This window comes from Flavobacterium sp. W22_SRS_FP1 (genome assembly GCF_052113685.1).
Taxonomy (GTDB): domain Bacteria; phylum Bacteroidota; class Bacteroidia; order Flavobacteriales; family Flavobacteriaceae; genus Flavobacterium.
In genome coordinates this window covers 23,014-39,327 of the sequence record NZ_JBGQOE010000006.1, presented here as the reverse complement: position 1 = coordinate 39,327, position 16,314 = coordinate 23,014, and the positions used below count along the sequence as shown (strand labels likewise).

Genomic DNA, 16,314 nt, shown 5'->3' with positions numbered 1-16,314 from the left:
TACTAATTTACATTTATATATATCATAATTTTTTTTCTTAACAAAAAATTAGACTTTGGCTGCTTTAAAACCAAGCGTTTTACTAACCAAAAATTTAATTTATTATGAAAAAAATTTCTTTGATCGCAGCCTTACTGCTTTTGTCTTTAAAAGGATTTTCTCAAGGTTCTCCCGATTACGGTGCCGGAATGAAATTCAATTTAAATGAGGATGGCTCAAAATACCTTAGAGTACTATCCTGGGCACAAATATGGGGGCAATACAATTCTGACCGTCCTTTAGACGCGAAAGGTAACGAACAAGCTGATTTAGACTTCAGTGTCCGAAGAGCTCGTATACTAATGTATGCACAAATCAATAAAGATTTTTTAATCTTAACACACATAGGACTTAACAGCTTAAATTCTAACACAATGAGCCCTACCGGAACAGGAGAGGGATCTCAAGTGTTTTTGCATGATGCATGGGCACAATACAGTTTAGGGAAAAATAATGCTGTCGGCGGTGGATTGCATTATTGGAATGGAATATCCCGTTTAAACAACCAAAGTACCTTAAACTTAATGACCTTAGACAACCAAAGACAAGCTTGGGCTACGCTTGGACTATCTGACCAATTTGCTAGGCACATAGGAGTTTATGCAAAAGGATCTGTTGGAAAATTCCAATATCGAGTGTCCGTGAATAATGCCTTAGTTAATAACTTACAAGCAGCTGCAGTGCCAACAAATGGTGGAGCCGCAACCTATACTGGGCAAAGACTATTGGGCTCAAAAGAAGCAGGAAGAACGTATGCTGGCTATTTTGAATATGCTATACTAGAGTCTGAAAGCAACTTTCTTCCTTACAAAGTAGGTTCTTATTTAGGTTCAAAAAAAGTATTCAATATTGGAGCAGGATTCTTTTCACATCCTAATGGAGCCGTGATTGCCGATGCAGCAGGAAATTTAAGCGGAGAAAACGTTTCAGTTTTTGGACTTGATGCTTTTTATGACGTGCCAGTAGGAAGCCAAGGTGCCGCATTTACCGCTTACGCTTTATATCAAAATACGGATTACGGAAAAGATTATAGACTAGGAACAACCTACGAAACAGGCTCAATGGTTCATTTACACGCCGGTTATGTACTTCCTGGAAAATCAAAAACACGTTTCCAACCTTATGTATCTTTTGACGAAAGACAAATCGATGTATTAAATGATAATGCTTCTCAATTAGGATTAGGTATTAATGCGTTTTTTAGCGGACATAATTCTAAACTAACTCTCGAGTACCAAACTTTGAAATATGCTACAAACAAATCGGTCAACACGGTTACTTTGCAAGCAATGATTTATCTATAGTCTACTAACCCTTTATTAATAATTTATTATGAGCGATCAACAAGAAAAAGCGTCAGCGTATTGGAAGGAAAACCTGAGATACCTTTTGATTTTATTAAGTATTTGGTTCGCGGTTTCCTATGGAGCTGGAATCCTTTTCAAAACCGCATTAGATTCGATTAAATTAGGTGGTTTTCCACTTGGTTTCTGGTTTGCACAACAAGGTTCAATTTATGTATTTGTCATATTGATATTTGTTTATGTTCGATTAATGAACAAATTAGATAAAAAATACGGCTACGACGAAGAATAAAAAACTAAAAAAACTAAAATATCATGGATTTACAAACTTGGACCTACTTAATTGTTGGGGTAACATTTGCTCTCTACATTGGAATTGCAATCTGGTCTCGCGCTGGATCAACTAAAGAATTTTATGTTGCGGGAGGAGAAATTTCTCCATTGGCAAATGGAATGGCTACAGCGGCTGACTGGATGAGTGCAGCATCTTTCATATCAATGGCGGGTATCATTTCCTTTGATGGTTATGATGGTGCCGTTTATTTAATGGGTTGGACCGGAGGATATGTTCTGCTTGCACTCTTATTAGCTCCTTATCTCCGAAAATTCGGGAAATTTACCGTGCCTGATTTCATCGGAGAAAGATACTACTCTAACACTGCTAGGACCGTTGCAGTTATCTGTGCTTTAGTTGTTTCGTTTACATACGTAGCAGGACAAATGCGCGGAGTAGGATTAGTGTTTTCAAAGTTTTTAGAAGTGGACATCAATACAGGCGTAATTATAGGTATGGTAATCGTTTTATTCTATGCCACTTTAGGTGGAATGAAAGGGATTACATATACCCAAGTAGCACAATATTGTGTTTTAATATTTGCTTTCATGGTTCCTGCTATCTTTATTTCTATCCAAATGACAGGAAACCCAGTTCCGCAATTAGGAATGGGTGGAACTGTTTTAGGAACCGACACTTATTTGATAGATAAACTAAACGGACTTTCTACAGATCTTGGGTTTTCTGTTTATACAGACGGCACAAAATCAATGGTTGATGTATTCGCAATTACACTTGCTTTAATGGTTGGTACTGCGGGATTACCGCACGTAATTGTTCGTTTCTTTACAGTTAAAAGAGTAAAAGACGCAAGAAAATCAGCTGGATATGCTTTAGTTTTGATCGCAATTTTATACACTACTGCTCCAGCTATTGCTGTTTTTGCAAAAACTAATTTGATTGAAACAGTAAATGGAAAAGACTATTCTTCTATGCCAGCTTGGTTTACAAAATGGGAAACTACGGGTTTATTGAAATTTGAAGATAAAAACGGAGACGGAAAAATTCAGTATTACAATGACAACTCTAAAGACGCTGCATTTTTGGCCGCACAAGAAGCAAAAGGAAATAAAGGAAGTGAATTGACTATTGATAAAGACATCATGGTACTTGCAAATCCTGAAATTGCAAACTTACCTAATTGGGTTATTGCTTTAGTTGCTGCAGGAGCTCTAGCGGCTGCTTTATCTACTGCTGCAGGTTTGTTATTAGTGATTTCAGCTTCTGTATCTCATGATATCATCAAGAAAATGATCAACCCAAACATCTCTGAGAAAAACGAACTTTGGGCTGCTCGTGGAGCTGCTGCAGTAGCTGTCGCTATCGCTGGATGGTTTGGAATAAATCCTCCTGGCTTTGTCGCCGCAGTTGTTGCCTTAGCTTTTGGTTTAGCAGCTGCCTCACTCTTTCCAGCTATTATTCTTGGAATTTTTGATAAGAAAATGAACAAAGAAGGTGCTATTGCTGGTATGATAACAGGATTGGTATTGATGCTTTTCTACATGTTGAAGTTCAAATTCGGCCTTTTTGATGGTGGAAAAGATGCTGTTGCAGGCTTGAAAGAAAGCTGGTGGTTCGGAATTTCTCCTGAAGGTTTTGGAACGATTGCTATGATTGTAAACTTCGTTGTTGCTTTTACAGTGAAAAGTTTTACAGCAGCACCACCCCAAGATGTTCAAGATATTGTGGAACACATTAGAATTCCATCTGGTGCAGGTGAAGCTACACATTAAAAAGTAATCAATTTCAAATAAAGAAATTTGCTTTTTTTAATATACAATCTCTACAATTATTTGTAGAGATTGTTTATTTTCATACCATGAAAAAGAGACACGAACAAAAACTGGTTATACTTTCACTACTAATGTTATTGGGATTAAACGTTCCGCTTCTGCTATTGTTTGATAGCTCAAGACCTCTTTTTGGGTTTCCAATTGTGTATATTTATATTTTCTCTGGATGGTTGTTTTCAATTGCCATTACGTACCTAATCATAACAAAATATTATGAGTAGCGCAGGCCTTTTACTGATTTTGGCAATCTATGTATCTATTCTTTTTTATATAGCACATTGGGCTGAGAAAAAGCGCCATTCTAAATGGACAAACAATCCTTACATATACTCCTTGTCCTTAGCCGTTTATTGCACTGCATGGACCTACTATGGCAGCATCGGTGTTGCTGCGGATTCAGGTTTGAGCTATTTACCTATCTATTTAGGTCCAATCATAATTATCCCAACGTGGATGATTATCCTCAAAAAAATTATCCGAATTTCGCGAGTAAATAAAATCTCAAGTATTGCAGATTTTATTTCTTTACGATACGGAAACAGTCGTTTTTTGGGAGCTTTGGTTACCCTGATTTGTGTTTTTGGAATTTTACCTTACATATCCCTACAACTGAAGTCGATCTCAGACACCTTCTATATTGTTACCAAAACTCAATATAGCTCCAATATATTTTCTGACACCACTACTTATGTTTGCCTTGCGCTCGCATTATTTGCTTCCTACTACGGGACAAAATATGTAGATGCTTCGGAAAAAAGACGCGGAATTGTTACGGCCGTTGCAATGGAGTCTATTTTAAAATTAGTTTTCTTTTTAACAATAGGTATTTATGTCACCTATTTTGTTTTTGATGGCTTTGATGATATTTATACTAAAGCCGCAGTGCTTCAAGATTTTGATAAAAAAAACTCAATTGGTGACTTAACAAATGGAATCAATTGGTTCTTTCTTTGTGTTTTATCCACATTTGCGATTTTTCTTTTACCTAGACAATTTCACACTGCCATTGTCGAAAATAATAAAGAAACCCATATCCGAACAGCTATTTGGCTTTTCCCTTTGTATTTGTTGCTGTTCAATCTTTTTGTTTTCCCAATTGCTTGGGGAGGAAATATCATGTTTCAAGGACAAGGCTTAAATTCGGACACCTATTCCTTATTGATTCCGCAACACTTCAATAATAATATCCTTACGGTTATCGTATTTCTTGGAGGTTTTTCGGCCGCTATATCTATGATTATAGTTTCTTCCATCGCTTTGGCTACTATGCTAAGTAACAATTTTTTAATCCCATATGGTTTTATTGGCGCTCTTGAAGATAAATCTCCAGATAAAAATCGTAAACGAATCGTAAACAGTAGAAAAATTGGTATTTTTTTACTTATTATTTTGGCTTACGCAATATACCGTGTTTTTGTTTTAGATTATTCTTTAGTTTCGATTGGCTTAGTTTCTTTTGTGTTAATCGCTCAATTAGCTCCTGCCTTTTTCGGTGCTTTATTCTGGAAAAGAGGATCTAAAAATGGAGCCGTGGTAGGTATTGTTCTAGGGTTTTTAATAAGTCTCTACACATTATTAGTCCCTTACGCGATCGGGGTGACAAAATCTACGAGTACCTTTATACAAAATGGACCATGGGGAATTGAACTACTGAAACCATTTCAGCTTTTTGGCTTAGACTATTTAGAACCCATACCTCATGCTTTCTTCTGGAGTTTACTCATCAATACAATCTTCTTTCTAGCTATTTCAGTGAGTTTTAGCGGAAATTACAGAGAGCGCAATTATGCAGAAATGTTTGTAGGTATAGACAAATACATAACCAATCATGAAAATGCATTCGTATGGAAAGGAACCGCATATATATCTGATATTAAAAAAGTATTACAACGATTTCTTGGCGAAGAAAGAACCAAGAGAGCATTAGGAATATTCAATTTAAAATACAACATCGACAAAAACATTACCACAGCTGATGCCCGATTTATAAAATTTGCGGAAAATTTATTGACAGGCCATATTGGTACAGCTTCCGCCAAAATATTAATATCAAGCGTAGCAAAGGAAGATAAAATTAGTCTACCTGAAGTACTTCGAATTCTAGAAGAGTCGAAAGAAAATATAATTATCAACAAAAAACTGACAGATACTTCGAATGAATTAAAAAAAATATCAGAACAGTTAAAACATGCGAATCAAGCATTAATAAATAAAGACATTCAAAAAGATGAATTTCTCGATACGGTTACTCATGAATTAAGAACACCAATTACGGCAATCCGTGCAGCTACCGAAATCTTACATGACGACGACGACGACATTCCAAAAGAAGTAAGAAAACAGTTTCTAAAAAGCATCATTTCCGAATCGGACCGTTTAAATCGTTTGATTGACAAAATTCTGGATTTAGAAAAATACGAAACTGGAAAGCAAAAACTTTATCTTTCAAAAAACAATATTTCTAAAACTATCGCTAACACGCTCGATTCTGTAAGACAGTTAATCAACAACAAAAACATTAATGTCGAGTTTAATGGGACAGAAATAAAGGCTTTTTATGACGAGGAAAGGATCATTCAGGTAATCCATAATTTATTGTCAAATGCCATTAAATTCTGTGCAAAAACGGATGGGAAAATAAGTATTTCGGTAACTGAAAAAAAAGAAGTAATAGAAGTAAGCATTCTAAATAATGGGCCGGGAATTAAACCCGAAGATTTAGAACCCATTTTTGATAAATTTTATCAATCGCGTGACCAGAATGTAAAAAAACCTATTGGCAGCGGACTAGGACTTGCCATTTGTAAACAAATAATAGAACACCATAAAGGCGAAATTTGGGTAGAAAGCACACTACAAAAGGGGGTAACGTTCAGTTTTACTTTACCCAATTACAATACAACTGAAAATCATTAAAGATGAAAAAAATTTTAATTGTAGATGATGAACCCAATATTGTTATGTCGCTTGAATATACATTCAAAAAAAATAATTTTGAAGTTTTCATTGCTCGTGACGGACAAGAGGCATTGGACATTCTGAATAACCAACTTCCGGATGTAATTATCTTAGATGTTATGATGCCAACAGTTGATGGTTTTGCCACATTGCAACAAATAAAAAAAGACGAACGGTTGCAACAGTGTAAAGTAATCTTCCTATCGGCAAAGAATAAAGAAAAAGACATTGAAAAGGGACTTTCATTAGGTGCTAATTTATACGTAGTCAAACCCTTCTCTTTAAAAAAATTAGTAGAACAAGTACAAAATTTAATTCAATAATTTAGAAGATTGCAAATCATGAATTATAAAGATTTTTACGCTAAAAGTATTCAGCAACCAGAAGAATTTTGGACTGAACAAGCAGAAGCTATAGACTGGTATCGCAAGCCCGAAACAATTTTATCGAAAGATGAAAATGGCTACCCTCTTTGGTATAAAGACGGGGAATTGAATATTTGCTATTTAGCACTCGACAAACACATAGAGGATGGCTATGGTGATCAAACTGCCTTAATCTACGATTCTCCTGTAACGCAAACCGTAAAAAAATACACTTTTTTAGAAGTTAAAACTGAAGTAGCCAAACTTGCTGGAGGGATGCAGTCCTTGGGACTAAAAAAAGGAGATACAGCTGTAATCTATATGCCTATGATTCCCCAAGCTGCCTTTGCTATGCTGGCTTGTGCAAGAATTGGAGCGACACATTCGGTTGTTTTCGGAGGGTTTGCCCCGCATGAATTGGCAATTAGGATTGACGACTGCAAACCCCGATTAATTATAACCGCCTCTTCCGGAATTGAAATTGACCGTTTAATAACTTACAAGCCTCTAGTAGATGAAGCTATCGAACTGGCATCACACAGACCTAAAAAAGTGATTATTTTGAATAGGAAACTAGGTGCACGAGTTCCGTTTAAAAAATATGATGTCGATTACGATGCTTTGGTCTATGGTTCTGAAGAAGCCGCATGTGTCCCCGTGAATGCGACACATCCTTTATATATTCTCTACACCTCAGGAACAACCGGAAAACCAAAAGGAGTAGTTAGGGATACTGGTGGTTACGCTGTTGCCTTAAAGTTTTCGATGCAACATATTTATAATGTAAAAGAAGATGATGTTTTTTGGGCAGCATCAGATGTGGGTTGGGTAGTTGGACATAGTTTTATTGTCTATGGTCCTTTAATCAACCGAAATGCTACTATTGTTTTTGAAGGCAAACCTATAAAAACACCTGATGCGAGTACGTTCTGGAGAGTTATTGCCGAGCACAAAGTAAATGCGATGTTCACTGCTCCTACTGCAATCCGTGCCATAAAAAAAGAAGATCCTAATGGTGATTTCATAAAAAAATACGACTTGACTTCTTTAAAAACGCAGTTTTTGGCTGGAGAACGATGCGATATTGCCACATTGGAATGGTATACAGAACATATACCTGTTCCAGCGGTAGACCATTGGTGGCAAACAGAATCTGGCTGGCCTATGATTGCAAATATGATTGGGATTGAAAAGTTACCTATAAAACCAGGATCTGTAGGTAAAGCAGTTTGTGGCTATGACATTAAAATTTTTAATGAGGAAGGAACTGAAGTTGGCTCCGGTCAACAAGGGTATGTGGTTATCAAATTACCACTGCCTCCTGGAACTTTACTTGATTTATGGCATGACAACGCTAGATTTAAATCTGGATATCTGGAGCAGTTCCCCGGGTATTACTTCTCTGGTGACGGTGGCTATAAAGATGACGAAGACGACATCTTCATTACCGGCCGCGTAGATGACGTGATCAATGTAGCGGGACATCGCCTTTCAACTTCAGAGATGGAAGAAATTGTATCTTCACATCAATCGGTTGCTGAGTGCGCCGTAATTGGGATCAATGATGCGTTGAAAGGACAAACTCCATTGGCTTTAGTCGTAACCAAATTAAATGATTCAATTGAACATTTTCAATTGGAACAGGAAATTATAAAATTAGTACGGCAACAAATTGGCGCTGTTGCTTCTTTAAGAAATGTAGTCATCGTAGAACGACTGCCCAAAACACGCTCGGGAAAAACCCTCCGAAAATTAATGCGTAGTATCGCTGATGGTGATGACTACCAAATTCCATCAACCATTGATGATGAAGCCATTGTCGAAGAAATCGCTTTCGTTTTGGATAAATATGAAATTGGCATTTATAATAAAAACAACACTAACTCTATTAAATCATAAAAGCATGAGTCGTTACAAAATAAATAACTTAGAAGAATACTTTAAAGAATACAAAAAATCAGTTCGTGAACCCAAAAAATTCTGGGATAAAATTGCCTCTGAAAACTTTACCTGGTACCAGGAATGGGATAAAGTAGTAGATTTTAACATGGCTGAAGCCGAAATAAAATGGTTTGTCGATGCGAAAGTGAACATTACCAAAAACTGCATTGACAGGCACCTTGCAAAAAAGGGAGACAAAACGGCTATCATTTTTGAGCCAAATGACCCAAGTGAAGAGGCTATACATATTTCATATACTGAACTGCATCAGCGTGTTTCAAAAATGGCAAACGTCTTGCGTGATCAAGGGGTACAAAAAGGAGATCGTGTATGCATATACTTGCCAATGATTCCAGAATTAGCTATTGCAACTTTGGCATGTGCCAGAATTGGAGCCATCCACTCGGTTGTTTTTGCTGGGTTTTCAGCCTCGGCCGTAGCCACTAGAATAAACGATAGTGACTGCAAAATGGTAATCACATCAGATGGTGGATACCGCGGAAATAAAACCATCGATTTAAAAGGCATCATTGACGAGGCCTTAGTAAACACGCATTGTGTCGAAAAAGTATTAGTGGTAAAGAGAACCAATACACAGATAAACATGAAGGAAGGGCGTGACCAATGGTTACAGCCTCTCTTAGAAGAAGCGCTAGACAATAACGTAGCCGAAATTATGGATGCAGAAGATCCTTTATTTATCCTCTATACATCTGGTTCAACTGGAAAGCCAAAAGGAATGGTACATACCACAGCAGGTTATATGGTTTATACGGCATATACATTTAAAAATGTATTTAACTATGAGGAAAATGATGTTTTCTGGTGTACTGCCGATATTGGTTGGATAACAGGTCACTCCTATATTCTTTATGGTCCGTTACTGAATGGGGCTACCACCGTAATTTTTGAAGGAGTTCCGTCCTATCCTGATTTTAGCCGTTTTTGGGAAATCATCGTTAAACATAAAGTAACCCAATTCTATACTGCACCTACCGCTATTCGTGCCTTGGCTAAAGAAAGTTTAGATTACGTACAAAAATACCAGTTGGATACCTTAAAAGTAATCGGTTCTGTGGGTGAACCCATAAACGAAGAAGCTTGGCACTGGTATAATGACCATGTGGGCGGCAAGCATTGTCCTGTCGTTGATACCTGGTGGCAAACGGAAACTGGAGGCATCATGATCTCGCCAATTCCTTTTGTTACTCCTACAAAACCAACTTACGCCACCTTGCCATTACCTGGTATTCAACCAGTATTGATGGATGAAAAACGAAATGAAATAGATGGAAATCAAGTGGTAGGTGCCTTGTGCATAAAATTTCCTTGGCCAGGAATTGCAAGAACCATCTGGGGCGATCACAAAAGATACAAAGAGACCTATTTTTCTGCCTTTCCAGGGAAGTATTTCACAGGTGACGGTGCTTTACGTGACGAAGTAGGCTACTACCGAATCACAGGCCGAGTGGATGATGTAGTCATCGTTTCTGGTCATAATCTAGGAACTGCTCCGATCGAAGATGCCATAAACGAACATCCAGCAGTAGCAGAATCAGCGATTGTAGGTTTCCCTCACGACATTAAAGGAAATGCTTTATATGGATTTGTTATTCTAAAAGAAACTGGAGAAAATCGAGACCGAGAAAATCTTAAGAAAGAGATTAACCAACAGGTTTCTAACCAAATTGGACCCATCGCCAAATTAGATAAAATACAGTTTGTTTCTGGTTTACCAAAAACGCGCTCTGGAAAAATTATGCGTAGAATACTCCGCAAAATAGCCGAGGGAGACTATTCTAATTTTGGGGATACCTCAACATTATTGAATCCAGAAATTGTTGACGAAATTAAAAATGGTAAAATTTAACAGTAGTTTTTATTTGTAGTTGAAAGCTGCTTCCTTAGTGAAGCAGCTTTTTTTTAAACAAAAAAGTTGTCCTTATTAAGGGACAACTTTTTAAAAATAAACAAACAAACTACTTTTTGATAAACTTCATCACCTTAAGCTCATCATTCTCATTATACGCTTTTACTAGGTACATTCCGTTACTTAAATCACTCACTATATATTGATAAGACGCACTCTGACTAGCATTGAAGCTTTTCATCAATTGTCCTGTAATAGAAAAAACTTGAACTTTAGAAGACACCATATTTAAAGTGAAGTAATTCGTTGCAGGATTGGGGTATAAATAGATCTCATCTTGTTTCTCAAAATTTGCGATTGCCAAAGAAGCTATCTTATTTCCATATATCCTAAATTCTCCTGCAGGCATACTAATTGGCGCACTGACATCTGTAACAACAATAGATGTATTGTCCATCAGATTATACCAGGTACCAGCGTAAGGAAAGCCAGTAGGAACATTTTTAGTAGACAAATCAAAATTGGCTAATACAAGTACATCTTTCAACTGCGTTCCCGCTAAAGCACTATTGGTAATTTTAATTGTCGGCGTTAGTGAAGCACTACTTATACTAGCTGTCCCTGAAAAAACAGGCTCATTAATTTTCATCGAAATCATTTTCGACCAATCCGTATAAATTTTATTTCGATTTGTATCTCCGAGCCAATTATTTACCCATTGCGGTTGTGGTTTAGTATCCAGTTTACAATCTCCCGCAATAGCATCAGCAGAACTATTTACCGCACCATTGTTGCATGAAAAAATCGACATATCCATTCCTAGTTCACCGAAATGCCAAATCATTTTTGGTCCTGGAACTAACAATGAAACGGCACCTAATGCGGACATTCTAGAAAGAGCAGTACTAGCTGTTTTTACATTATATCCGTTTAAATTGGCACCGTACTGTACGTTTTTATACATCAAGCGCTCCTCGTCATGGCTTTCTGCATAACCCACCAATCTACTCTTGGTAAATCCATGAGCTGCGCTATTCATCCTTGAAATATCATTATTCGAATTATACCCCATAGTCAATTGATTGTATGGATCTGTCATTTTACCCCACATCATGATCCCTTTACTAACTGTTTCGTCAATTCTATAATTTGCCCATTCTCTCTCCTCTGTATCCGTTCCTAAATGCTCGAAAATAGTATAATGTGTTGGGTCTAAACTCCATGAATAATCAGCATATGATTTCAGAACGTCAACTCTGTCTTGCTGGAATGCATTAGTACAAGAATCGTCATTTGCTGTACAATTTTGCGTAAATCCTTTCGTTAAATCCCATCGGAACCCATCAATTTTATACTCTTCTATCCATTGCTTAATTACTCTTTTTACATAGTTTTGTGTCTTTGGTAATTGATGATTAAAATCACTCCCTACGTTATAACTGTGTTTAGCCACAGTATTGAAATACGGGCTTTCAGCTGATGGCGAACCCCATCCATCACCGTCAGGGTCGTTCATCCACATTCGCACCATTGGATTACTATTAAAAGCGTGATTCAAAGCGAGATCTAGAATTACGGCAATCCCATTTTCATGACAGATGTCTACTAGTTCCTTAAATTTACTTGAAGTTCCATAAAACTTATCCAAAGCCATGTGAAAAGAAGTGTTATAACCCCAACTTTCATTACCCTCAAATTCCATTACAGGCAATAATTCAATTGCATTTATCTTTAAGTTTTTAAAATAATCTATCCTGTCAATTACACTTTGGTAACTACTGGCGGCATCAAAATCTCGAACTAAGAGTTCATAAACTACCAAGTTTTCTTTTTCTGGCTTCACAAAATTAGTAGTTGCTGTACTCCAAGCGTATGGAGTCTGACCTGTTTGCAAGACAGTAACTTCTCTTTCTTGGCCTGCAGGATATGCAGGCCGATTCGGGTAACTTAAGGATGGAATATAAGGGTCGTCATTTGGTGACAGAACCAAAGTAGAATAGGGGTCTGCCGTTTTTACAAGAGATGGTGTCCCTGCTATAGGGGTGGTTTCAAATACCCAATATTGATACGTATAATTTTCCCCAGAAGTTAGTCCGGATAATTCTAACCAAAGCTTACCTGAGGACGGATCCTTCTTCATTGCATAGTTAGAATCAGGTTGCCAGCTATTGAAACTTCCAGCTACATAAACAAAGTCCTTTAATGGAGCGTCTAAAACCAAAGTCGCCTTTGTAACATCGGTTGAATTATAATTTATTCCGTCCAATAATCCTGAAGGCATTGCTGCTGATATTGCCCCTGGGTTAAGAAGCACACTGAATTTTTTGCTAACTGTCGTTGTTCCTTGAGTAACTACAAGTTCATAGTTTTGATTGGTAGTTATATTAGTATGAGTATAAGTATAACTAGAAGTGGTCGTATTTGTATTTAAATTAGTACCGTTTGCTTTCAATACGTAACTCGCATTACCACCAGTATTAGTTGCTGAAATACTGAGACTTCCTCCTGAGACGATAACCGTTGAACTATTTTCTGCTGGTGAATTTAAACTAGCTTGAAAAGCACCGACATTGATAAAGGTATCAGCTGTTTGCATATTTCCAGCATCATTCCTTAATACAACACAAATTTCAGTGATTGAACTCGATGTAGGAACGCCAAAATAACTATACAAGTCCGGAGTCAGTTCTAATTTATAATTAGTTCCGGAAACCAAAGTCAATGCTGGTTGTGTTGGGTTGTTTCCCCAGGTCCCTTTCACGTTTTGCCACCTTGTTCCATTAACCGTCAAGCCAATATGTGCATATATCGTACCCGTATTTGAACTTAGTGGAGTGCCAGTCTTATTGAAATTAAGTGTAACGATCCCGCTTGCAATTGCAGGGGACGGAACGCTGGTAAATTGAGCAAAACCTAAAGATGATATTAGTAAAAATAATAAAGTAATTTTTTTCATAACATTTAATTATTAAATTCTAATTTAAAAAAAAAGGGCTGCCCTGAGACAGCCCTTTTGGTATTATTAAAATACTAGTTCTTTGTAAGATTGTATTTGTAATTTCTCGGAGAACTTAAATCCAAGGTGATTGTGTAATTTCCAGCAGAGGGAACTTTGATGTTATCTCCACCATATTCCATTGTCCCATCTGCACCTGAATCACCTAAATTGATATCCCAACCGTTATTGGCTCTGAATTTCATTTCTTTTTGAGTTAGGTCAGCAGTTACGGTCCAAACTTTTGTGTTTTTATCATAAGACATTGCTGTACTGTTATCCCAGCTACCAGGTGTTCCATCTCCTATGATTCCCCAAGTTGTTGCGACAACAGTGTACGTTAATTTTTCAGTATCGACATTAATTTTATAATAACCTGCAGCAGGAATTTTAAGGTTATCGCCTGATGTAGCAATTGTTCCTGCAGTAGCTCCTGCAGCATATTCCCCTTTCCACTCAGGGAAACTTGTAAATTTATATTCAGCATCTGCGTCATTAAAATTAACATATCCCTCGAAATCAACTTTTCCATAACCTGAAGCAGAAAGCGTTGGGGATGTAGCGGGGTCCCAATCATTAGGATATCCAGAAGCATTTGCATATCCACCAGGAACCCATAATCTAGGATTTTCAGTGGTATACGGAGTAACGACAATTCCAATCACATTAGAATACATATCGGCCATTGTCCCTGCAGTAGATTTTACTCTAACTTCAAATTCAGCAGCAGCAAAAGGAGTTGCTTGCAATAACAAAGCGGCATTATTTAATTGTTCCACTGTTACGGATACTTGATTTTCTGAAATCACAGATCCAGCTATTTGTGGCGTTTGAAAATCATTGCCTTTAGAGTCAATTTCAACTGCATAGGTAACTTGAATATCTCCACCATAATTAGCAGATTTCCAAGTAAAACGCTCCGCTTGAGCAGCTGCATTTTCAGGTAAAAGAACATAAGCTGCACCAGATATTGGAGCTGTTAAAATAGGCGCATCAACACCTTCGATTACGGGTCTATCCTGAACGTCTTCAACGCTACAAGACAGAGCAACTACTGCAAATAAAGCAATTATTGATTTAGTTATATTTTTCATTTTTATTGTGTTTTGTTAATTATTAATATCCAGGGTTTTGTTGTAATTTAGAATTTGACGCTAAAGCTGTAGCGGGAATAGGGAATAAGTCTCTGTAAGATTGTGTTGGTGACCCCCCAGCAACTCCACCTTTCCAAGGCCATAGGTAACTACCTCCTGAAAACTTGCCAAAACGAACTAAATCCGTTCTTCTGTGTCCTTCCCAGTGTAATTCTCTAGCTCTCTCGTCCAGTATGAAACCCAAGGTTAAATCACCTGTATTTATACTCGCGCTGTTTGCTCTTGTTCGTAAAGCGTTAACATACCCCAAAGCAGTTGCTCCATTACCGCCAGCTCCTCTAACGAAACATTCCGCATACATTAAATACGCATCCGCCAAACGGAAAATTGGGAAATCAGCATCCGAGAAATTACCCGCTTTATCTGAACCTTGTACTCCGTTCACATCAACATTTCTAAATTTTTGAATCGCATATCCATCTGTAAAATTACCTATGTTTATAATTTCTTTACTTTGACCATCTGTATAGAATTGTCCACGAGTATCTGTTGTATTTGCATCAAATTTATCAACAAATGCTGAGGTAGTTCTTATACCTCCCCATCCGCCATTGATACCAAACGAAGCAGCATCCATACTTCCGCCCACAGGAGCATGAGTTAAGAAAGTAGTTCCTCCGTAAGTTTGTGTATGAATACCGTCAAATGCTATTGCAAAAATGAATTCATTTTGAGCTCCATTTTTATCATTATCAGCCAAAAACAATTCGTTGTAATTAGCATGCACTGCATAACTAGAACCTGTAATCTTTGTAATTAAAGGAACAGCAGCCGCATAGTTATCAGTACCGATATATACTTTTGCATTCATATACAATTTCGCTTGCAACATCCATGCAGCAGCTTGATCAACACGATAAGCTTCATTTGATTTTGGTTCTTTCAATAATGGAGTAATTGCAGTCAATTCATCATCCACAAATTTGTATAACTCCGCTCTTGTAGCATATTCAGGATAGAAGAAAGTACTTGGTGAATCTTCAGTAACCAAGGAACCTCCACCAAATGTATCGATCAAATGCCAATAGGTCATTGCTCTTAAGAAGCGAGCTTCTGCTCTGTATGTAGCGATTTCTGCTTTTAAAGTTGCATCTATACCTCTAGCCGCTAATTTCTCATCGGTAGTTTGTCTTAAAAATTCATTACAATTTACTACTTGGAAAGAATAACGTGCAAAAACTGCCGTTACAAAACGGTCTAATGATGTCCATGTTTGAGAATGAAGATCCTTAATTGTTCCGTCATTCCAAGCAATTACTGCTTCATCTGTTGTTAATTCTTGTAATAACCAAAACCCTCTTATATACTGGCTTTCCCCTTCATCAATTCCAGAAATATCTGGAGAACCAGCAGCCGTTTGTCCTGAAGTAGCAAACCCGGCATATAGTTTTGCCAAATTTTGTTTATAGGACTCTGGTGTTTTAAAAAATTCATCTCCGGGAATGGCGTTGGTACTTTCAGGAGCTTGGTTTAAATCACTGGTACATGATGGAAATATAAGCACCAACAGCAACAAAGAAATACTCAATAATCTTATCTGTATCTTTTTCATTTTTCTTGT

The 16,314-nt window shown here is 37.2% G+C and carries 11 protein-coding genes; 8 read left to right on the top strand and 3 right to left on the bottom strand.

Annotated features, from left to right (window positions below):
• Positions 1-104: 104 nt before the first annotated feature.
• From ACEN2H_RS05330 to acs, 8 genes are all read left to right on the top strand, one after another.
• Positions 105-1,343, top strand: coding sequence for a hypothetical protein (locus ACEN2H_RS05330; protein ID WP_441731116.1), 1,239 nt, complete (start codon positions 105-107; stop codon positions 1,341-1,343).
• 28 nt (positions 1,344-1,371) lie between these two features.
• A complete protein-coding gene (locus tag ACEN2H_RS05325) occupies positions 1,372-1,635 on the top strand; it encodes a DUF4212 domain-containing protein (RefSeq protein ID WP_441731114.1) in 264 nt (87 codons plus the stop codon).
• 23 nt (positions 1,636-1,658) lie between these two features.
• Entirely contained in the window at positions 1,659-3,410 is a 1,752-nt protein-coding gene (locus ACEN2H_RS05320) for a sodium:solute symporter family protein (protein WP_441731112.1), read from the top strand.
• 86 nt (positions 3,411-3,496) lie between these two features.
• Complete coding sequence (locus tag ACEN2H_RS05315; protein ID WP_441731110.1) at positions 3,497-3,691, top strand: hypothetical protein; 195 nt, start codon at positions 3,497-3,499, stop codon at positions 3,689-3,691.
• Positions 3,684-6,386, top strand: a complete 2,703-nt coding sequence (locus ACEN2H_RS05310) for an ATP-binding protein (protein ID WP_441731108.1) — start codon at positions 3,684-3,686, stop codon at positions 6,384-6,386. Before ACEN2H_RS05315 ends, ACEN2H_RS05310 begins: the two co-directional genes overlap by 8 nt.
• A 2-nt stretch (positions 6,387-6,388) precedes the next feature.
• On the top strand, positions 6,389-6,751 hold the full coding sequence (locus ACEN2H_RS05305; protein ID WP_441731106.1) for a response regulator transcription factor: 363 nt from the start codon (positions 6,389-6,391) through the stop codon (positions 6,749-6,751).
• A gap of 18 nt (positions 6,752-6,769) precedes the next feature.
• Positions 6,770-8,692, top strand: coding sequence for a propionyl-CoA synthetase (locus ACEN2H_RS05300; RefSeq protein ID WP_441731105.1), 1,923 nt, complete (start codon positions 6,770-6,772; stop codon positions 8,690-8,692).
• A 4-nt stretch (positions 8,693-8,696) separates the two neighbouring features.
• Entirely contained in the window at positions 8,697-10,604 is a 1,908-nt protein-coding gene (gene acs, locus ACEN2H_RS05295; protein WP_441731103.1) for an acetate--CoA ligase, read from the top strand.
• A 109-nt stretch (positions 10,605-10,713) separates the two neighbouring features.
• Here acs and ACEN2H_RS05290 read toward each other — a convergent pair whose 3' ends face one another.
• From ACEN2H_RS05290 to ACEN2H_RS05280, 3 genes are all read right to left on the bottom strand, one after another.
• The gene (locus tag ACEN2H_RS05290) at positions 10,714-13,560 is read right to left on the bottom strand and encodes an alpha-amylase family glycosyl hydrolase (RefSeq protein WP_441731101.1); all 2,847 of its coding nucleotides are present in this window, start codon (positions 13,558-13,560) and stop codon (positions 10,714-10,716) included.
• Positions 13,561-13,634: 74 nt separating this feature from the next.
• Positions 13,635-14,693, bottom strand: a complete 1,059-nt coding sequence (locus ACEN2H_RS05285) for a SusE domain-containing protein (protein WP_441731099.1) — start codon at positions 14,691-14,693, stop codon at positions 13,635-13,637.
• A gap of 22 nt (positions 14,694-14,715) precedes the next feature.
• Positions 14,716-16,305 (bottom strand): RagB/SusD family nutrient uptake outer membrane protein, encoded by a 1,590-nt coding sequence (locus ACEN2H_RS05280; protein WP_441731097.1) that lies wholly within the window; start codon positions 16,303-16,305, stop codon positions 14,716-14,718.
• Positions 16,306-16,314 lie beyond the last annotated feature (9 nt).